The following is a 19,299-nucleotide window of genomic DNA, read 5'->3' on the forward strand; positions in this document are numbered from 1 at the left end:
GGCTTGACGGCGCACAGACCTATTTCTATGGCGCCCCATCATTCCTGTCTTCGATCTCACATGCTCTGATACAATGGCCCTTCACCGCCTTGCGGCGGGACCCAGTTGATATTCTGGTTCGGGTCCTTGATGTCGCAGGTCTTGCAGTGAACGCAGTTCTGCGCGTTGATGACGTAAACCTCTTCGCCATCCTTCTCCACCCATTCATAGACGCCGGCCGGGCAATAGCGGGTCGAAGGACCGCCGTAGACTTCAAGCTCGGAGCGCTTCTGCAGGTCCATATCCTTGACCTGAAGATGGATCGGCTGGTCCTCCTCGTGATTGGTGTTGGACAGGAAGACGGACGATAGCCGGTCGAAGGTCAGCACGCCGTCGGGCTTCGGATAGTCGATGCGCTTGTGCTTGGCTGCCGGCTCCAACGATGCCGCGTCCGTCTTGCCATGCTTCATGGTTCCGAAGAGGGAGAAGCCGAAGAGCTGGTTGGTCCACATATCGAGCCCGCCAAGCGCGATGCCCAAGCCAGTACCAAGCTTAGACCAGAGCGGCTTGACGTTGCGCACGCGCCGTAGATCGGTGCCGATTGCTGTATTGCGCCATTGGTTCTCGATCTCGATGACTTCGTCATTGGCGCGGCCGGCGGCAAGTGCGGCGGCGATATTGTCTGCGGCAAGAATACCGGAGAGAACCGCGTTGTGGCTGCCCTTGATGCGCGGCACGTTGACCAGACCGGCGGAACAGCCGATCAGCGACCCGCCCGGGAAGGTGAGCTTGGGAACCGACTGATAACCGCCTTCGGTAATGGCGCGGGCGCCGTAGGAGAGACGCTTTGCGCCTTCGAACGTGCCGCGAATGGCCTCGTGCGTCTTGAAGCGCTGGAACTCTTCGAAGGGGTAGAGATAGGGGTTCTTGTAGTTGAGGTGGACCACGAAGCCGACGGCAACAAGATTGTCCTCGAGGTGATAGAGGAACGAGCCGCCGCCTGTGGACATGCCGAGCGGCCAGCCGAAGGAGTGCTGAACAAGGCCGGGACGGTGGTTTTCCGGCTTCACCTGCCAGAGTTCCTTCAAGCCGATGCCGTATTTCTGCGGCTCACGATCCTTCTGCAGATCGAAGCGCGCGATAAGCTGCTTGGCCAGCGACCCGCGAACGCCTTCGCCGATCAGCACATATTTGCCGCGTAGTTCCATGCCGCGAGTAAAGGCCGGGCCGGGTTCGCCATTGCGCTCCACGCCCATATCACCGGTCGCGACACCCACCACGGCACCCGCCTCGTTGTAGAGGACTTCCGTTGCAGCGAATCCCGGATAGATCTCGACGCCAAGCGCCTCGGCCTTTTCGGCGAGCCACCGACAGACATTGCCGAGCGACACGATGTAATTGCCGTGATTGTTCATCAGCGGCGGCATGAACATGTTCGGCAGGCGCACCGAGCCCGCGGGGCCCAAAAACAGGAAGTGGTCGGCCGTCACAGGTTGCTTGAAGGGGTGGCCCTCCTCCTCGCGCCAACCCGGCAGAAGCTTGTCGACGCCCGAAGGATCGACAACGGCGCCGGACAGGATATGCGCTCCGACCTCCGAGCCCTTTTCCAGCACGACGACGGAGAGATCCGGGTTGATCTGCTTCAGACGGATTGCCGCGGACAGGCCGGCAGGCCCCGCACCGACAACAACCACGTCGAATTCCATGCTCTCGCGTTCGGGAAGGTCTTGCTCGCTCATTCTCAACTCCGCTCGCCGGCCCCTTCCGGCGTATTGTTTAATGTCTGTCTTGGCAAAGACCTTACCCGTTGTCGAGCCGCGATTGCGTCCTCAACGGTATCAATTGCGCTTAGGGCAAAGGTCGATTTCTTACGTTTACGTACACGTAATTAACGCCACATGCGGCGGCTGGCAAGTTCAGTCTTCCGGCACCGGCGGACGCTGCTATAAAAGGCGCGACTCCAGTCACGACATGCAAGGAACTGCACCATGGATCTCGGCCTCACCGGCAAACGCGCTCTCGTTCTTGCTTCATCACGCGGCCTCGGCCTCGGCATTGCCAAGGCACTAGCCGCCGAGGGCGCAAACGTCCTGCTGGTCGGGCGCTCTGGTGACCGGCTGCTGGAAAACTGCAAGGAAATCAATGCTGCCGGCAAGGGCAAGGCCGATTGGGTCCGGGGCGATCTTGCAGAAGACAATTTCATCGAAGCCATGGTCGCAGCCGTAGAGGACAAACTGGGCGGGATCGACATCCTCGTCAACAATACCGGCGGCCCGACGCCAGGCACCGTCGAAGACATGAGCATCGCCAAGCTTGATACATTCTTCCAGTCCATGGTGCTGCGCGTCATCACGCTCACCAATGCGCTGGTGCCCCAGATGAAGGCACAGAGCTTCGGGCGGATCCTGACGGTCGCCTCTTCCGGCGTGATCGAACCCATCCCCAACCTTGCCCTGTCGAACACTTTGCGCGCAGCTCTTGTCGGCTGGAACAAGACGCTGGCCACGGAAGTCGCCGGCTTCGGGATCACGGCCAATATGCTGCTGCCCGGCCGCATTCACACGGACCGGATCGATGAACTCGACGGTGCCAATGCCAAGCGTCAGGGCAAGAGCGTTGAGGAGGTTCGTTCCGCATCGCTGAAGACGATCCCGGTCGGCCGTCTCGGCACGGTGGAAGAGTTCGGGGCCGCCGGAGCTTTCCTCTGCTCAGGCCCTGCCAGCTACATTACCGGCACGATGCTGCGCGTCGATGGTGGAGCAGCCCGATCCATCTGAACGGCCAAGCTGCGCCCGCGACCACGGTGCCTTCCCTGAGGCACCGTCACCATCAGGGGCATTGCCTCAAGGCCCATGGATATGCTCCGCAAGCGCGCATCTCACGCGATTGCGTCTCGCCTTGTCCCTTCGCTCGCCCTATGGTCATTGAAGTTGATCACGACGGGAGGCAGGCATGGTTGTGGTAAGAGCGGGCGTTTCCATTACTGGGTTGCTTGCAGCGCTGATCGGCCTTGTCTGGATCAGCCAGGGCACCGGCCTTTTTCCCTACCCGGCCACGAGCTTCATGATCAACCAGTCGCCCTGGATCTGGCGCGGCGCCCTGCTTTTTATCTTAGGGCTTGCGATCTTCTGGGCGGGCCGGCGCTTCATTCGCTGACGCTTCTCTTCATTACCAAGATTTAATCCCTTCTTACGTTAACTTAACTGGTTCATCGCGGTTAAACGGCAATATACGTTGCTTAGACATGCTCGCGCCGACGTGGCGAGCCCATGCACCCGGATCAGCCGATGAAGAAAATCTTGATGCTTGCCATCTGTCTCGCCGCCTTCGCCTATGCGGGATGGCAATACCGGGACAGGATACCTTATCTATCCGAGATCGCGCCGAAAACGGCGGCTAACGACCAGTTGCCCCAGGGGCAACAGGATCAAGGGCAACAGGATCAGGGCCGGCGTCGCGGCAACGGACCGCCGCCCGTCGTTAAGACGGTTGCCGCGAGCCGCGCCGTACTGCCGATGGACGCGACTGCGACGGGATCTGCCGACGCCGACGAAAACACCACGATCGCAGCGCAGGAAGCCGGGCTCATCGTCAGCATCGCGGCGCATGACGGCGACGTCGTGAAGGCCGGCGACCTGATTGCCAAACTCGACGATCGCACGGCCAAGGCGACAGTGGACAAGGACAAGGCGCTTCTGGCGCGGGATCAGGCGACGCTCGCCCAGGCGGAAACAGCGCTGACACGCGCCCAGACGCTGGTGGAACGCAATGCCGGCACCCAACAGGCTGCCGACGAGGCGCGTGCGTCCCGAGACACGGCTGCCGCCACGCTGCTGAGTGACAGAGCGGCAATCGCGGCGGACGAGATTACCGTAGAGCACACAGATATCCGGGCTCCGTTCGACGGACGGCTCGGCGACATCTCGATCAGCATCGGCGCCTATCTCAGCGCTGGTGCCACTGTCGTGACCATCGCCAAATACGACCCCATCTTCGTCAACTTCCACCTGCCGGAAGCTTATCTCGACGATCTGCGCGAAGGTTTCGGAGGAGACACCATCGCCGTCGATGCCATACCACAAAGCTCGGCCAAGGCCCCTGTAAAGGGCAAGCTCACCTTCTTCAACAATACGGTGGACGCCGCTTCCGGAACGATCCTCGCCAAGGCCCGGTTCGAGAACGCATCCGGTGCGCTCTGGCCCGGCCAGTCGGTCAATGTGACCGTTCACTTCCAGAGCGACAAGAAGGACATCGTGATCCCAACGGTCGCGATCAATCCCGGCGTCGATCAGCCCTTCGTCTACACGGTCGGCGACGACAAGAAGGTCCACATGACCAAGATCGAGGTCTCCCGCTCGAACGGCGACCAAAGCGCGGTTACGAAGGGACTCGATGAAGGCACGCATGTGGTGGTCGAAGGCCAGGTTCAGCTGGTGGACGGCGCGGTGGTCAACGAGCAATTCGGCGATGACCCGAAAGGCAAGAAGGCCGCGGCTCCCGCTGCCGGCATCAGCAAAGCTGACGGCTCCGTCGAGGTGGGAGAGGCGAAATGATCTCGGAATTCTGCATCCGACGTCCCGTCGCGACCACGCTGCTGGCCATCGGCGCAGTGCTGGCAGGCCTTGCCGGCTACCAGCTGCTGCCGGTTGCAGCCCTGCCGCAGGTCGATTTTCCGACGGTCAATGTGTCCGCTTCGCTGACAGGCGCGTCGCCGCAAACTATGGCGACATCTGTTTCGACGCCGCTGATCAAGAAGTTCGAGACGATCCCCGGGATCAGCGAAATCAGCGCGAGCAATTCGCTCGGCAATACGTCGATCGTGCTGCAGTTCGACCTGAACCGAAACATCGATGCGGCGGCGGCCGACGTGCAGGCGGCGATCTCCCAGGCGACGCGACAACTGCCCGACAACATGACGACGCCGCCCAGCTACCGCAAGACGAACCCTGCTGATGCGCCGGTTCTGCTGCTGGCGGTGCGCAGCGACAGCATGCCTCCAAGCAAGGTCGATGAGATTGCCGAGGACATTCTTTCGCCGGCCCTCTCCACTTTGTCGGGTGTCGCAGAAGTCTCGATCTACGGCTCCAAGACCTATGCCGTGCGTGTGGAAGTGGATCCGGCCAAGCTGCAGGCGCGCGGGATCGGCGTCCAGAGCGTGACGGACGCGATCGCGTCCGCCAACAGCCAGACACCGGTCGGTTCGCTGCAGAATCACAGCCAGAAACTGACCATCAATGCGGATACGCAGCGGACCAATGCTCAGCAGTTTCGCTCGCTGGTGATCGCTTCTCCGAACGGCGCGCCGATCCACCTGGGCGATGTGGCGCGCGTGGAAGACAGTGTCGGCGTCGTCGATTCCGGCAGCTGGTATGACGGCAAGCAGGGCATCATCCTCGCCATCCAGCGCCAGCCGGACGCCAATACTGTGGACGTGGTCGATGCGGTGAAGGCCAAGCTACCCTCCCTCATGGCCGAAATGCCGGCTTCCGTCTCCATCGACGTGATGAACGATTCGTCCACCGCGATCCGTGATTCGATTTCCGATGTGAAGTTCACCCTGCTTTTGACCATCGGCCTCGTCGTACTGGTGATCTTCCTGTTTCTGGGCCGGCTTTCGGCGACCATCGTTCCGGCGCTCGCCGTGCCGCTGTCGCTGATCACCACATTCGGCGCCATGTATGTCCTGGGCTACAGCATCGACAATATTTCGCTGCTGGGCCTTACGCTGTCCGTCGGGCTTGTGGTGGACGATGCGATCGTGATGCTTGAGAACATCATGCGGCATGTCGAGGACGGCATGCCCGTGCGCCAGGCCGCCATCCAGGGTGCTGCGGAAGTCAGCTATACCATCATTTCCATGTCGGTGTCGCTGATTGCCGTGTTCATCCCAATCCTGCTGATGGGGGGCGTTGTGGGGCGCCTGTTCAACGAGTTCGGCATGGTCGTGGCGCTGGCCATCCTTGCCTCCACCATCGTCTCCCTGACCGTCACGCCCATGCTTGGCTCGCGCATGCGGGGCGGTCACCACAATCCGGGCTTCGTGGTCCGAAATTTTGATCGCGGCTTCAACTGGACGGTGCGCGGCTACGACCGTTCCGTTGGCTGGTGCTTGCGGCACCGCATGATCATCATGCTGCTGTTTGCAGCCTCCATCGGTGGTTCGCTCTACCTGTTCAAGACTCTCCCCTCCAGCTTCTTCCCGCAGGAGGATATCGGCCGCCTTTCGATCTCGACCCGCGCCCGCGAGGACATTTCCTATACCGCCATGCGCGACCTCCAGGCGCAAATCGCCTCGGCCGTGCGGGCCAATGGCGCGGTCAAGCACGTGACCTCCATCGTTGGCGGCAATGCGCGCAGCCCTCTCAATAACGGCACCATGTTCGTCGAGTTGAAGGAACGCAACCAGCGTCCGCCGCTTGAGCAGACCTTGCGCGAGTTGCGCCAGAGCACGTCCAAGATCGCCGGCATCAAGGCCTTCATCACGCCGCAGCAGAGCCTGCGCTTCGGCGGTCGCTCGACAGCCAGCCAGTATCAGCTGGTGGTGCAGTCGGTGGATGCAAAGCAGACCAATGCCTGGTCCGGCAAGCTGCAGGACGCCATGCGCAAGGACACAGCCCATTTTACCGACGTGACCTCGGATGCGCAGAACGCCGCGATCGAGGCCAATATCAAGGTGGATACGGAAAAGGCAGCGGCTTTCGGCATCACCGACCAGACGCTTCGCCAGACCCTGGAAATGGCATTCGGCGGCTATACGGCAGCCGAGATCCAGTCCACCGGCGACAGCTATGACGTGATCACCGAGTTCGACACGACGCGCGCCTGGAACGACCAGATGCTGCAGGACATCCGCGTCATGTCGACCAATGGCGCGCTCGTGCCGCTGTCGAATTTCGCATCGGTGCAGAGAAAGACGGCGCCGGTGACGATCAACCAGACCGGCCAGCTCGTTTCCACCACCCTCTCGTTCAACCTGCCGGCCGGCGTAGCGCTCGGAGATGCGACGACCGCCATCAACGCGCTGAAGACTGATATCCAGATGCCGACAGACGTCTTCACCTCCTATGGCGGCACGGCGCAGATCTTCCAGCAGAGCCAGGGCAATACGCCCATGCTTATCCTGGCGGCCGTGCTGACCATCTATGTGGTGCTGGGGGTGCTCTACGAGAGCTTCATCCACCCGCTGACCATCCTGTCGGGCCTGCCGGCGGCTGCATTCGGAGCGCTGCTGGCGCTGAAGATCTTCGGCTTCGACCTGTCGATCATCGCGCTGATCGGCCTTCTGATGCTGATCGGCATCGTCAAGAAGAACGCCATCATGATGATTGACGTGGCGGTGGAAACCATGCGCGAGAAAGGCGAAAGCGCCGCCGCGGCCATTCACGAGGCGAGTGTGCGACGCTTCCGGCCAATCATGATGACGACTTTCTGCGCGCTGCTCGGCGCCCTGCCGATCGCGCTTGGCACCGGCGCATCGTCGGAGCTGCGCCAGCCGCTCGGCGTGGCGGTAGTCGGCGGACTGATCGTCTCCCAGGCGCTGACGCTATTCATCACGCCGGTGATCTTCGTGGAGATGGATCGTTTCGGCCGGTTCCTCAGCCGCCTTGGCAAGCGTAAGGACGACGAGCACCACGAGGCCAATGACGACGTGCCGACAGCAATTGCGGCTGAGTGAACGGTTGGATCAAAGGGCTCGTTGCGCCCGGGCGAGCCCATGCTCGACAAGCCGGTCGATGACCTCGCCATAGCTGACACCGCTTGCGGCCATGGCTTTGGCATACATGCTGATATCGGTGAAGCCGGGTATAGTGTTGATCTCGTTGACGAGGAACGTCATGTCCGGCTTCAGGAAGAAATCGACGCGGGCCATGCCATCGCAACCGAGTGCCCGGAAGGCAAGTGCTGCCGCTTTACGGATTTCGGCTTCCACCTCGGGCGGCAAATCGGCGGGCACTTTGACCGCAGCGCCATCCGCATCGATGTATTTGGCATCGTAGCTGTAGAAGCCGTGGCTTTCGGCCGGCACGATCTCGCCCGGACGGGAGACGAAGAGGCCGCCGTCGCTGTCCTCCAGCACGCTGCATTCGATCTCGCGCCCGGCGATGAATTCCTCCGCCAGCAGCTTCTGGTCATGCTCGAAGGCGGCCACGAGCGCAGGGGCAAACTCCTGGCTACCCGAAACCTTGCTAACGCCGACGGAAGAACCCTGCCGCGCCGGCTTGACGAAGATGGGCGATCCCAGCGCCTCCTCCAGGTCGGGAAGCACCGGCACCGCACCCTCATGAATGGTCACGGAGCGGGCAACCGGAAGGCCTGCGGCCTTCAGCAGCCGCTTGGCGACGTCCTTGTCCAGTGCCGCTGCCGAGCCAAGAATGCCGCAGCCGACGAGCGGGACACGCGCCACTTCGGCCAGCCCTTGCACCGAGCCATCCTCGCCGTGAAGGCCGTGCAGCACCGGAAACAGGATATCTATCCTGCCGGCATCGCTCGAACCACCGTGCGGAACGACTGCGAGCATACGGCCCTCACCGCCGGGAACAAGGCAGAGTTCCGTTCCAGTGGATGGCCTCGCAAGCGCGCCGTCCTCAAATCGGCTCAGCAACCAGCGCCCTTCCCGGCTGACATAGATCGGGACCGGGTCGTATTTCTGTGGGTCCAGCGCCGCCATGACATTGGTCGCGGAAAGAACGGAGACCTCGTGCTCCGGGGAACGTCCGCCGAAAAGCACGGCCATGCGCAGTCTGCTCGATGGATTGCTCACGATAAGCTCCGGAAATGTTTCGGAAGGGGATGGGAACAGGGAACTGGCTAGAAGCCCTTCGCCAGCAGGGGCAAATCGGCAACGAGGCTGTCGCGCACCACATAGCTGATCGGCGTATCGTGATATGGCTTGGTGTCCACCAGCAGGCGGGCGAACACGAGGCGGCGGTCGCCCTTTGTTGCCCAGCCGACGAACCAGCCGATGGGACGACTGGAGTCCGCATTTCCTGCCTTGTCGCGCTGCGACCCGCTGCCCGTCTTGCCCTGGATATCCCATCCGTCCACACCTACGAAATGCGGAACGATGGCCATGGTCATGTCCATTGCGGTCTTCGAGATGTGCAGTTCTCGGTTAAGAAAGCGGCGCAGGAAGCTGACCTGCTCGTCCGGTGAGATCTTGAGCGACGACATCAGCCAGGCATGTGTAAGACCATCCGCCTTGCCCGGTCCGCCGGTGACATCGCGGTTGCCATAGCCGAAGCGCTGGACATAATCGGTGAAGGATTTGCGGCCGAGCTTGCGGGTCAGTTCCTGCGAGTACCAGACGATGGAATCCCGCTCCCATATGACAGGATCGGTATCCTTCTGTTCGCGCGCCGAGCGGTTGAACTTCGCCTGGTACTTCCAGAGGGGCTCATGCTCGCTCTTCAGGATGCCGGCATCATAGGCCATCATGGCCAAAGCCAGTTTGAAGGTCGATTGCGGATAGACGGGCTTATCGCAGTCACCCTGCCGGTAAAGCCGCTCGCCGGTCTTTGCGTCGATAATGACCGTGCAGCGCAGTGGGTCTGCCGCCCAAGCCGCCGCAGGAGCTACAAAATTCGCGACTGCGACTGCAATGAAGGAACCGAGGAAGAATCGTCTGGGCGTCATGATCATGCTCCAACTGGATCGACTGCAGTGTTCTAGGCTGTCTTGCAGGCTGCAAACAAACGATGATAACTGCTGGCAGACATTAGCTGAGCTAGGGCTGGAAATATGGTCAGACCGCATCTGCCGCTGAACGCCCTGCGGGCCTTCGAGGCCGCCGCCCGGCATTTGAGCTTCACCCGGGCGGCGATCGAACTCTGCGTCACCCAGGCAGCCGTCAGCCATCAGGTGAAGCTGCTGGAGCAGAAACTAGGAGCGACGCTCTTCCGACGCCTGCCCCGCGGGCTGATGATCACGGAGGAAGGACTGGCGCTGCTTCCCGCCCTGCAGGACAGCTTCGATCGTATGGCGGAGATGCTGGATCGCTTCGAGGGCGGCCACGTGCGCCAGGTGCTGAAGCTCGGCACGGTCGGCACACTTGCGGTAGGGTGGCTTGTGCCACGGCTTGCCGAGTTTCGGGACAGATACCCGTTCGTCGATCTCAGGCTTTCCACCAATAACAACCGCGTCGATATCGCGGCCGAGGGCCTCGACTACGCGATCAAATTCGGCAATGGCGCCTGGCACGACATCGAGGCGGAGGCGCTGTTCGAGGCACCGCTTTCGGTTCTCTGCGTCTCCTCGATTGCGCGGCAGCTGAAGTCGCCGCAGGACGTGGCACAGCAACCGCTGCTGCGCTCCTACCGGGCCGACGAATGGCCGGGCTGGTTTGCGGCGGCGCAGGTGGCTCCGCCCCCGGTTCACGGCCTCGTCTTCGACAGTTCCGTGCTGATGGTCGAGGCGGCCCTGCAGGGCGTGGGCATAGCGCTGGCGCCTCCCCTCATGTTTTCTCGGCACCTCTCATCGGGTGCGCTTCAGCAGCCTTTCCCGATCTGCATTTCCAAGGGCAGCTATTGGCTGACCCGGCTGAAGTCGCGGGCCGCGACGCCGGCCATGGAGATGTTCCGCAACTGGCTCTCCGAGAAGGCGGCGGAGACACGGCAGCGTGTCGGAATTTAGATTCACCGCCTTGCCTTACCCTCCACCTTGTGCGATCACGCGCCCTCTCAAAAAATCAGAGGGCGCAAAGCGATTGCAGCAGCGCCCTTCTTGTGCGGCCCCAGCCCTTCCAGCAGGCGCCGGTTCATCCAATTCGCATCGGCGATCTTCAGGAGCACAGCCATGGCACAGGCGCTTGGGCTTGATTTCGGCACGACCAACACGGTTCTGGCGCTTGCACAGGGCGGTTCGGACACGGGTTCGGTGCGCTTCACCAGCAGCGCCGGCACGACCGACAGCATGCGCACCGCGCTGTCCTTCATGAAGGACGCGCAGCTCGGCGCCCAGGCGCTGAAGGTGGAGGCGGGCCAGGCGGCTATCCGCCAGTTCATCGACAATCCGGGCGATGCCCGTTTCCTGCAGTCGATCAAGACATTTGCGGCCAGCGCGCTCTTCCAGGGCACGCTGATCTTTGCGCGCCGCCACGCCTTCGAGGACCTGATGGAGATTTTCCTGAGGCGCCTCAAGGCCTACGCGGGCGACGAATGGCCGGCGGACATTTCCCGGCTTGTGGCCGGCCGCCCTGTTCATTTTGCCGGCGCCAATCCGGACCCGAACCTTGCGACGCAACGATACAACGAGGCGCTGACGCGGCTAGGCTTTCCGGAGATCCACTATGTCTACGAACCCGTCGCGGCCGCCTATTACTTTGCGCAGACACTGAAGAGCGACGCCACCGTACTGGTCGCCGACTTCGGCGGCGGCACGACGGACTATTCACTGATCCGTTTCGAGCGGCGTGCAGGCAAGCTGATCGCAACCCCGATCGGCCATTCCGGCGTCGGTATCGCCGGCGACCATTTCGACGCGAGAATGATCGAGCGTCTCGTGGCGCCTGAAATCGGCAAGGGCACGTTCTTCAAGAGCTTCGACAAGGTGCTGGAAGTGCCGTCTGGGTATTACGCCAACTTCTCGCGCTGGAACCAGCTCTCCATCTTCAAGACGAGCCGCGAATTCAATGAGCTGAAGTCGCTGGTGCGATCCTCGCTTGACCCGGACAAGCTGGAGCTGTTCATCGACCTTGTCGAACACGACGAGGGCTATCCGCTCTACCAGGCAATTTCCGCCACCAAAATGGCGCTGTCGGGCGCGGAAGAGGCCGAGTTCAGCTTCACGCCGCTCGGGAAGGCCGGCAACCGAACCGTGAAGCGTTCGGATTTCGAAGGCTGGATCGCGGATGATCTGGCGCGGATCGAGGGCGCCCTGGACGAAGTGCTGACCAAGACGAATACGGTGCCCGATCAGGTGGACAAGGTCTTCCTGACCGGAGGGACGTCATTCGTGCCGGCGGTGCGCAATATCTTCATCCGGCGATTTGATGCGTCCAGGATCGAGAGCGGCGGCGAACTCCTGTCCATCGCCCACGGGCTGGCGCTGATCGGCGAAAGCGGAGACGTGGCGCAGTGGGCGGCATGAGCTGCGCGACATGACTTCCCACTCAGCGACCGGTTCGCTACTGTCATCCTCATGAACGCTGCCAGCGACCTCGATCCCAGAGAGCTACGAGCCCTTCTGCATTTCTATGCAGACTTAGGGGTTGAATGGCTGGTGGAAGAAGAGCCGGTCGATCGGTTCGCGCAGTTTGCAGCGCAGAAGGCGGCGCATTCGGCAGCCAAGACCAAGGCTGCTGCGCGCCCATCCCCGTTGCAAGCGGATGATGTGCCTAGCTCCTCAGGCAGCTCAGCAAGTGTTCCAGCTGGCAGGGCCGAATCCGCGACAAGCGCTCGCCCCGCAGCGCCCGTGACCAGCGCGCCCGTCCCCAGCTCGGGTCCGGTTTCCATTCCCGATGGCGAGGCCGTTGCCGCTGCTCGGTTTGCTGCCGATAGTGCCCGCTCGCTCCCTGAGCTGCAGGCTGCAATCGAAGCGTTCAACGGCTGCAATCTCAAGAACGGCGCACGCTCCACGGTCTTCGCATCCGGCAGCGCTGCGGCGGGCATCATGGTGCTCGGCCCCATGCCGAATGCAGATGACGATCGTGAGGGCATTCCCTTTTCCGGCCGCCAGGGCCAGCTGCTCGACCGCATGCTCGGCGCCATCGGGCTTTCGCGGGAGACGGTGCTTCTCACCAACATCATTCCCTGGCGTCCGCCGGGAAACCGCATGCCGTCGCCTGCCGAGCTTGAGATCTGCCGACCCTTCCTAGAGCGCCAGCTGGCGCTTGCCGAGCCTAAGCATCTTCTTCTGTTGGGAAATTTTCCTGCCCGCTTCTTCCTCGGCGGCACGGGCACGATCCACTCCATGCGGGGGGAGTGGCGCAAGATCTCCATGGCCGGCACGGAGGCAGAAGCTTTGGCAACGCTGCACCCGCAGGAACTGCTCGCCGCACCCGCCAACAAATCGCTGGCCTGGCAGGATCTGCTCGCATTCAAGCAGCGAATCATGGCGGTCAACGCCTAAATTTCAGGCGGAAACTAGTTCGAAATCGATAAAATTAAAGAATTATGACGAGTGCTATGCACCAAGCACATGGCAGGGCGGCGTGATGTCGCATTGCGGAATCAATGATGCAGTGCAATATAAGCAATGTGTCTTGGGAGGAACCACATCAAGGAACCAAGGCCATGACCACACGCTTCCGTCCGATTCATTCGGGCTTCGAAACCCTCCGGATCGCTGGCCTCTCGGCTCGTTCCAGCCAGGGCTATCACCATTTCGGCTCGGCCACTAACGAGCAGATCACGTCCCGCGCATTGGGGCACCCCGTCGGCATAACCCGCCCGGCGGCCGTCTTTGCGGATTTCCGCGAAAGATAATCAAGGAAAGATCGATCCGATGGCAACCATGCTCCACCCTATCCGCGCGTTCCGCGACAGCCTGCAGCACATCGGAGCCGCCATCAACGCCTCACGCGAATACAGCCGTGCAGGCAATCGCGGCAGCGATGGCGCTCATTCGGCTTCTCAGGGCATCCCGCTCTAAAACAGTCTTGCTGAGCGTAAGTAGATCAGGTCCGCGGCGGTAACGCCTTGCGGGCCTTTCGCGTTTGCGTCTGGAGCTTTGCCTGCCACGATCGGCTACTGGAGCGGGCTCTGTCTCATTCCGGCACGAATCCAAGTCTTCGCTGTCGCAGCACCGACTGTCATTTGCCAGTGGAACCGACCGGCATGCGCGCTTCTTTTGCAGCTAACCTGTCGCGCTAAAACAGATGATATGCCAATAGTTTGCGCTGGACGAAGCGGCGATAGAGCATGATGCGCGAATAGTTCCGTAGCGCCAGCCAACAAAATTGGCTATTTAAGACATGGTTCAATAATCGTTTAACTTTGAATGCCAATATCGGCGCACGGTAATGGCCAGACCCTTTCAGGTTGAACCTGTAGCAGTGTTCCCAATACCTTTTTTAAAGATCCGGTTCAGGAAGACCCATGCGAACAGATAAGGGCCAGATCGTTAATCTGGCAGATTACCGTCCCACAGATTTCATTCTGGAACGCGTCGACCTGACATTCGAGCTCGACCCCACCAATACGAAGGTAGATTCGCGTCTCATCTTTCACCGGCGCGAAGGTGTCGATCCATCGGCGCCGCTGGTGCTGGACGGCGACGAACTGACTTTGTCCGGGCTTCTGTTCGACCAGAACGAGCTGCCGACGAGCCAGTACGACGCGACGCCGGAAAGCCTGATCGTGCGTGACCTGCCGGCGAGCGAGCCCTTCGAGCTCACCATCACCACTTATATCAATCCGGAAGCCAATACCCAGCTGATGGGGCTTTACCGGACGAACGGCATCTATTGCACGCAGTGCGAGGCCGAGGGCTTCCGCCGCATCACCTATTTCCCCGACCGGCCGGATGTGCTGGCGCCCTATACGATCACCATTATCGGCGACAAGGCCGCCAATCCGGTCATGCTGTCGAACGGCAATTTTCTCGGCGGTGCCGGCTATGACGAGGGTCGCGCCTTCGCCGCCTGGTTCGATCCACATCCGAAGCCAAGCTACCTCTTCGCGCTGGTGGCCGGCGATCTCGGTGTCGTGGACGACACGTTCGAAACCATGTCCGGCAACGAAGTCGCCCTGAAGATCTATGTGGAGCACGGCAAGGAAGCCCGTGCCGCTTATGCCATGGACGCTCTGAAGCGCTCGATGAAATGGGACGAAGAGCGCTTCGGGCGCGAATACGACCTGAACATCTTCCAGATCGTTGCCGTCTCCGACTTCAACATGGGGGCCATGGAAAACAAGGGCCTCAACGTCTTCAACGACAAATACGTGCTGGCTGACCCCGAAACGGCAACCGACCAGGACTACGCGAATATCGAGGCGATCATCGCCCACGAGTATTTTCACAACTGGACCGGAAACCGTATTACCTGCCGCGACTGGTTCCAGCTCTGCCTCAAGGAAGGCCTAACGGTCTACCGCGATCACGAGTTCTCGGCCGACATGCGGTCGCGCGCCGTCAAGCGCATCGCCGAGGTCCGGCACCTTAAATCGGAGCAGTTCCCGGAGGACGCCGGTCCGCTGGCGCATCCGGTCCGGCCGACGAAATACCGCGAGATCAACAATTTCTACACGACCACGGTCTATGAGAAGGGTTCCGAAGTCACGCGCATGATCGCCACCCTGCTGGGCGAATCGGGCTTCAAGGCGGGCATGGATCTCTATTTCGAGCGCCATGACGGCCAGGCCGTGACGGTGGAGGATTTCGTCACGTGTTTCGAGGACGCCAACCACCGCGACCTCACGCAGTTTTCGCTCTGGTATCGCCAGGCCGGCACTCCGCTCGTCACCGTCTCCAGCCAGTACGATCAGTCGAGCGGTAGCTTCACCCTGTCGCTGGAGCAGATGATCCCGGCCACGCCCGGCCAGCCGACCAAGGAGCCCATGCACATCCCGCTCTCCTTCGCGCTGATATCGGACAACGGGGCGCTCGCTACCCCGACCGCAGTCAAAGGCGGCGAAGTGACGGGAGAGGTGCTGCATCTTACCGAACGGCAGCAGAATTTCACGTTCTCGGGTATCTCACCCCGACCGGTGCTGTCGCTCAACCGGTCCTTCTCGGCGCCGGTGAACCTGCATTTCGACCAGACGCCGACGGATCTTGCCCATATCGCCCGCTACGACACGGACCTCTTTGCCCGCTGGCAGGCGCTGACGGAACTGGCCGTGCTCAATCTGACCCAGGGCGTGCGCGACCTGAAGACCGGCAAGGCTTTGACTTGCGACCCGGCATTCCTGTCGGCGCTTCTGGAAGCCGCCGGTGACGAGACATTGGAACCAGCTTTCCGGGCACAAGCCCTGACTTTGCCAAGCGAGTCCGACATCGCACGGGAGCTGGGCGGCAACAACGATCCCGAGGCCATTCATGCGGCACGGCAAGCGGTGCTTTATGCAGTCGCCAAGGAAGGCCAACCGCTCTTCCTGCGCCTCTTCGAGGACATGAAACCGGCCGGCGCCTATTCACCGGATGCCGCAAGTGCTGGCAAGCGGTCGCTGCGCAACATTGCTCTCTCTTATCTGAGCTATGCCGAGGCAAGCCATGCTCGCGCAGCAGAAGCCTTTGCGGCCGCCGACAACATGACGGATCTCGCCCAGGCGTTGACGGTTCTGGCCCATCGCTTCCCCGATTCGACGCAAGCGACGGAGGCGTTGGAGACCTTCCAGTCTCGCTTTGAAGGAAATGCGCTGGTCACCGACAAATGGTTCTCCATTCAGGCAACGATACCGGGCGCGGGGGCGCTCGAACGCGTCAAGCAGCTTATGGCGGACGCGCGTTTCGTGGCGAGCAACCCGAACCGCGTGCGAGCTCTGGTTGGCTCCTTCGCCTTCTCCAACCCGACCGGCTTCAACCGTGCGGATGGCGAAGCCTACCGGTTCCTCGCCGAGCAGATCCTGGCGATCGATCAGAGGAACCCACAGCTTGCCGCACGCATCCTCACCTCCATGCGATCCTGGCGATCGCTCGAGGCGCAGCGTGCCGATCATGCGCATTCGGCACTGATGCAGATCGAACGGGCGACCGTGCTGTCTGCCGATGTCAGGGACATCGTCGAGCGGATGCTGAAGGGCTGAATTCGAAGAGCGTCGCAAGACCTGCGGCGCCTTCTTTCGCCTATACACGCATGGGACAATGCGGCAGGCAAGCTGTGGGCAACGCTACATAGAGCTTGACGCGAAAACTCGCTCTCCCTCAGCGGACGATACAGGGTGGAAGCCTCATCCCTAGGCCGCGCGTGATTTCTGCTCGGAAATCAAAAGGTTAAAAATATATTACCTCCCCTATAGACACGAAGAATCACTAATGATTCATTAGCGCAGATTCGGGCGAGCGGCGCGTCGAATCATCGCGAGGGATCACATGAACACGATGTCGGACGTGCAGCGGGAAACCGCCGCCGAGGGGCGGCTGCGTTTCAAATTTCCGAGTTTTTCCAGTCTGAAAAGGGTCATTCCGTCGGAAGCGCAGATTTCCGTCAAGCCCATCGCGCGCCAGGTGCCGCGCGTAGAACTGGTCCTGAAGCGTTCTATCCCCCTCCTCATCATCGCCTTCCTGATGGTGGTGGCGGCATCGCGCGTGCTTGGCATCCTCGGCGAACACGAGCGCATGGAGGACGCCGCCCGCCAGTCCACCTCGCTCATGGCGGCGGCTGCCGCCGCTGCATTTTCAGGCCAGGAGGCCGTGTTTTCTTCCTCCGATCGGGCTGCCGCTGAAAAGCGGCTGAGTTCCTTCCTGCCGGAAAGCCGGCTGGAAGCTGGCGCCGTCATCCTGCTCGTGGATGGTGCCGGGCGCATTTTCGGCGGCTCAGGCGACACGTCCTCCTATATCGGCAAGCGGCTCGCCTCGGTCCTTCCAGAAACCGCGGCGCTTCGCAGCTTCGGCGGAGAAGGCGGCGTCATCGAAACCTATTTTGGCGACATCCGGCATTATGCGGCCATTCAGCCGATCGGCGACGACGGCGGGCTGATCGTCGCAGCCCATTCGCTTGGCGCCGCCAATCGTTTTCTGCGCAACGAGGTCTCCCTCAACGTTACCATCTTCACCGGCATTTCCGCTATCCTGCTCGTCATCCTCTACGCCTATTACATGCAGGTAAAGCGTGCGCGGGATGCCGACGACATCTTCGTCGAGTCGAACCTGCGCATAGAGACGGCCTTGTCTCGCGGGCGCTGCGGGCTTTGGGATTTCGACGTCAACAACCGCCGCCTGTTCTGGTCGGGATCGATGTACGAAATGCTCGGCCTGCCGCCGGCCGGCAATGTCATCTCGTTTTCGGATGCGGCGCGCATGATGCACCCGACGGATGCCAACATCTATTCGCTTGCCCGTGCCATCAGCCGCGGCAATGCCAAGCAGGTCGATCAGGTGTTTCGCATGCGTCACGCGGCCGGCCATTACGTCTGGATGCGAGCCCGCGCGCAGGTAGTACGCATGGCAAACGGCCGAACTCATGTCATCGGCATCGCCATGGACGTAACCGAACAGCACAGGCTTGCACAGAGGTATGCCGAAGCCGATCAGCGGCTGGCAGATGCCATCGAATGTACGTCGGAAGCCTTCGTGCTGTGGGACAAGAACGACAGGTTGGTCATGTGCAATACGCACTTCCAGCAAGCTTACGGTCTGCCGGACAGTGTGCTGGTCCCCGGCACCGAGCGGGTTACCGTCACCGCCGCCTCCGCCCGCCCCGTCATCGAGCGGCGCGTGGCCGACCCGGACGGCAGCGGCCATTCCCGCACTACGGAAGTGCAGCTCGCCGATGAGCGCTGGCTGCAGATCAACGAGCGCCGCACCCGCGATGGCGGCACCGTGTCGGTGGGCACCGACATCACGCTTCTGAAGCGCCATCAGGAGCGGCTGCGTGACAGCGAGCGCCGTCTGATGGCGACTATCGGCGACCTGTCATCCTCGCAGAAGAAACTCGAACGGCAGAAGGCGGAACTCTCCGTCGCCAATGCCAATTATCAGGCAGAAAAAGAGCGCGCCGAGGCCGCCAACAAGGCCAAGTCCGAGTTTCTCGCCAACATGTCACATGAACTGCGCACGCCGCTCAACGCCATCCTCGGCTTCTCGGAAATCCTTGTGAACGGCATGTTTGGCCCGCTCGGATCTGCGAAATACAACGAATATTCGAAAGACATCCACGACAGCGGCAAGCATCTTCTCAACGTCATCAACGACATTCTCGACATGTCGAAGATCGAGGCCGGCCATATGCGCGTCGAATGCGAGCCGGTCGATCTCACCCCCTTGATCGAGGAAAGCCTCCGGCTGACCGCCATCGCCGCGCAAGACAAGTCCATTTCCATCGATCAGAAGCTTTCTGAGCAATTGGAGATCATTGGCGACCGCCGGGCATTGAAACAGATCATGCTCAACATTCTTTCGAATGCGGTCAAATTTACCAATGAAGGCGGCCATGTGGAACTCCGCGCCAAGCGGCTGCCGAAGGGCGTCGTACTGACCATTGCCGATACGGGCATCGGCATTCCGGATTGCTCGCTGTCTAAGATCGGCCAGCCGTTCGAACAGGTCCAGAGCCAGTATGCCAAGAGCAAGGGCGGCTCCGGCCTCGGCCTTGCCATCTCCCGCTCGCTGATTGCGTTACATGGCGGCACGATGCGCATCCGCTCCCGGGTGGGCGAAGGCACGGTTGTCTCGCTGCATATTCCAGATAGCGTAGAACCGGCAGCCCGCAAGCTGGTGGCTTGA

General features: G+C 61.4%; 14 protein-coding genes. 11 read left to right on the forward strand and 3 right to left on the reverse strand.

What is annotated here, in order from left to right:
- Window positions 1-56: 56 nt before the first annotated feature.
- Window positions 57-1,718 (reverse strand): electron transfer flavoprotein-ubiquinone oxidoreductase, encoded by a 1,662-nt coding sequence (locus EPK99_RS20165; protein ID WP_128444862.1) that lies wholly within the window; start codon window positions 1,716-1,718, stop codon window positions 57-59.
- Window positions 1,719-1,967: 249 nt separating this feature from the next.
- On the opposite strand from EPK99_RS20165, the gene EPK99_RS20170 reads away from it, so the two are divergent.
- The 4 genes from EPK99_RS20170 to EPK99_RS20185 all read left to right on the forward strand — a co-directional run bounded on the left by EPK99_RS20170 (window position 1,968) and on the right by EPK99_RS20185 (window position 7,654).
- Window positions 1,968-2,756 (forward strand): SDR family oxidoreductase, encoded by a 789-nt coding sequence (locus EPK99_RS20170; protein ID WP_128444863.1) that lies wholly within the window; start codon window positions 1,968-1,970, stop codon window positions 2,754-2,756.
- 175 nt (window positions 2,757-2,931) lie between these two features.
- Window positions 2,932-3,135, forward strand: coding sequence for a hypothetical protein (locus EPK99_RS20175; RefSeq protein ID WP_128444864.1), 204 nt, complete (start codon window positions 2,932-2,934; stop codon window positions 3,133-3,135).
- 131 nt (window positions 3,136-3,266) lie between these two features.
- The gene (locus tag EPK99_RS20180; protein ID WP_128444865.1) at window positions 3,267-4,532 is read left to right on the forward strand and encodes an efflux RND transporter periplasmic adaptor subunit; all 1,266 of its coding nucleotides are present in this window, start codon (window positions 3,267-3,269) and stop codon (window positions 4,530-4,532) included.
- On the forward strand, window positions 4,529-7,654 hold the full coding sequence (locus EPK99_RS20185) for an efflux RND transporter permease subunit (RefSeq protein WP_128444866.1): 3,126 nt from the start codon (window positions 4,529-4,531) through the stop codon (window positions 7,652-7,654). Before EPK99_RS20180 ends, EPK99_RS20185 begins: the two co-directional genes overlap by 4 nt.
- A 9-nt stretch (window positions 7,655-7,663) precedes the next feature.
- Here EPK99_RS20185 and EPK99_RS20190 read toward each other — a convergent pair whose 3' ends face one another.
- Together EPK99_RS20190 and blaOXA are read right to left on the reverse strand one after the other, a co-directional pair.
- Window positions 7,664-8,713 carry a D-alanine--D-alanine ligase family protein gene (locus EPK99_RS20190; RefSeq protein ID WP_128445027.1) on the reverse strand — a complete coding sequence of 350 codons (1,050 nt, stop codon included), beginning with the start codon at window positions 8,711-8,713 and terminating at the stop codon, window positions 7,664-7,666.
- 74 nt (window positions 8,714-8,787) lie between these two features.
- Window positions 8,788-9,612: a class D beta-lactamase gene (gene blaOXA, locus EPK99_RS20195; RefSeq protein WP_128444867.1), complete on the reverse strand. Its 825-nt coding sequence runs from the start codon at window positions 9,610-9,612 to the stop codon at window positions 8,788-8,790.
- Window positions 9,613-9,717: 105 nt separating this feature from the next.
- Between blaOXA and EPK99_RS20200 the strand changes: the two genes are divergently transcribed.
- From EPK99_RS20200 to EPK99_RS20225, 7 genes are all read left to right on the forward strand, one after another.
- Window positions 9,718-10,608 carry a LysR family transcriptional regulator gene (locus EPK99_RS20200; protein WP_128444868.1) on the forward strand — a complete coding sequence of 297 codons (891 nt, stop codon included), beginning with the start codon at window positions 9,718-9,720 and terminating at the stop codon, window positions 10,606-10,608.
- A 162-nt stretch (window positions 10,609-10,770) separates the two neighbouring features.
- Complete coding sequence (locus EPK99_RS20205) at window positions 10,771-12,063, forward strand: Hsp70 family protein (RefSeq protein WP_128444869.1); 1,293 nt, start codon at window positions 10,771-10,773, stop codon at window positions 12,061-12,063.
- Between the two features lie 51 nt (window positions 12,064-12,114).
- A complete protein-coding gene (locus EPK99_RS20210; RefSeq protein WP_128444870.1) occupies window positions 12,115-13,044 on the forward strand; it encodes a uracil-DNA glycosylase in 930 nt (309 codons plus the stop codon).
- Window positions 13,045-13,208: 164 nt separating this feature from the next.
- Window positions 13,209-13,400: a hypothetical protein gene (locus EPK99_RS20215; protein WP_128444871.1), complete on the forward strand. Its 192-nt coding sequence runs from the start codon at window positions 13,209-13,211 to the stop codon at window positions 13,398-13,400.
- 19 nt (window positions 13,401-13,419) lie between these two features.
- Complete coding sequence (locus tag EPK99_RS25370; RefSeq protein ID WP_164901825.1) at window positions 13,420-13,566, forward strand: hypothetical protein; 147 nt, start codon at window positions 13,420-13,422, stop codon at window positions 13,564-13,566.
- Window positions 13,567-14,012: 446 nt separating this feature from the next.
- The gene (pepN, locus tag EPK99_RS20220) at window positions 14,013-16,661 is read left to right on the forward strand and encodes an aminopeptidase N (RefSeq protein WP_128444872.1); all 2,649 of its coding nucleotides are present in this window, start codon (window positions 14,013-14,015) and stop codon (window positions 16,659-16,661) included.
- A 295-nt stretch (window positions 16,662-16,956) separates the two neighbouring features.
- Entirely contained in the window at window positions 16,957-19,299 is a 2,343-nt protein-coding gene (locus tag EPK99_RS20225; RefSeq protein WP_128445028.1) for a PAS domain-containing sensor histidine kinase, read from the forward strand.

Source organism: Neorhizobium lilium (assembly GCF_004053875.1).
Taxonomy (GTDB): Bacteria; Pseudomonadota; Alphaproteobacteria; order Rhizobiales; family Rhizobiaceae; genus Neorhizobium; species Neorhizobium lilii.

What these genes read in the sequence shown, in the direction of transcription:
- EPK99_RS20165 (WP_128444862.1), bottom strand. Translation starts at nt 1,718, where the DNA reads ATGAGCGAGCAAGACCTTCCCGAACGCGAGAGCATGGAATTCGACGTG.
- EPK99_RS20170 (WP_128444863.1), top strand. Translation starts at nt 1,968, where the DNA reads ATGGATCTCGGCCTCACCGGCAAACGCGCTCTCGTTCTTGCTTCATCA.
- EPK99_RS20175 (WP_128444864.1), top strand. Translation starts at nt 2,932, where the DNA reads ATGGTTGTGGTAAGAGCGGGCGTTTCCATTACTGGGTTGCTTGCAGCG.
- EPK99_RS20180 (WP_128444865.1), top strand. Translation starts at nt 3,267, where the DNA reads ATGAAGAAAATCTTGATGCTTGCCATCTGTCTCGCCGCCTTCGCCTAT.
- EPK99_RS20185 (WP_128444866.1), top strand. Translation starts at nt 4,529, where the DNA reads ATGATCTCGGAATTCTGCATCCGACGTCCCGTCGCGACCACGCTGCTG.
- EPK99_RS20190 (WP_128445027.1), bottom strand. Translation starts at nt 8,713, where the DNA reads ATGGCCGTGCTTTTCGGCGGACGTTCCCCGGAGCACGAGGTCTCCGTT.
- blaOXA (WP_128444867.1), bottom strand. Translation starts at nt 9,612, where the DNA reads ATGACGCCCAGACGATTCTTCCTCGGTTCCTTCATTGCAGTCGCAGTC.
- EPK99_RS20200 (WP_128444868.1), top strand. Translation starts at nt 9,718, where the DNA reads ATGGTCAGACCGCATCTGCCGCTGAACGCCCTGCGGGCCTTCGAGGCC.
- EPK99_RS20205 (WP_128444869.1), top strand. Translation starts at nt 10,771, where the DNA reads ATGGCACAGGCGCTTGGGCTTGATTTCGGCACGACCAACACGGTTCTG.
- EPK99_RS20210 (WP_128444870.1), top strand. Translation starts at nt 12,115, where the DNA reads ATGAACGCTGCCAGCGACCTCGATCCCAGAGAGCTACGAGCCCTTCTG.
- EPK99_RS20215 (WP_128444871.1), top strand. Translation starts at nt 13,209, where the DNA reads ATGACCACACGCTTCCGTCCGATTCATTCGGGCTTCGAAACCCTCCGG.
- EPK99_RS25370 (WP_164901825.1), top strand. Translation starts at nt 13,420, where the DNA reads ATGGCAACCATGCTCCACCCTATCCGCGCGTTCCGCGACAGCCTGCAG.
- pepN (WP_128444872.1), top strand. Translation starts at nt 14,013, where the DNA reads ATGCGAACAGATAAGGGCCAGATCGTTAATCTGGCAGATTACCGTCCC.
- EPK99_RS20225 (WP_128445028.1), top strand. Translation starts at nt 16,957, where the DNA reads ATGTCGGACGTGCAGCGGGAAACCGCCGCCGAGGGGCGGCTGCGTTTC.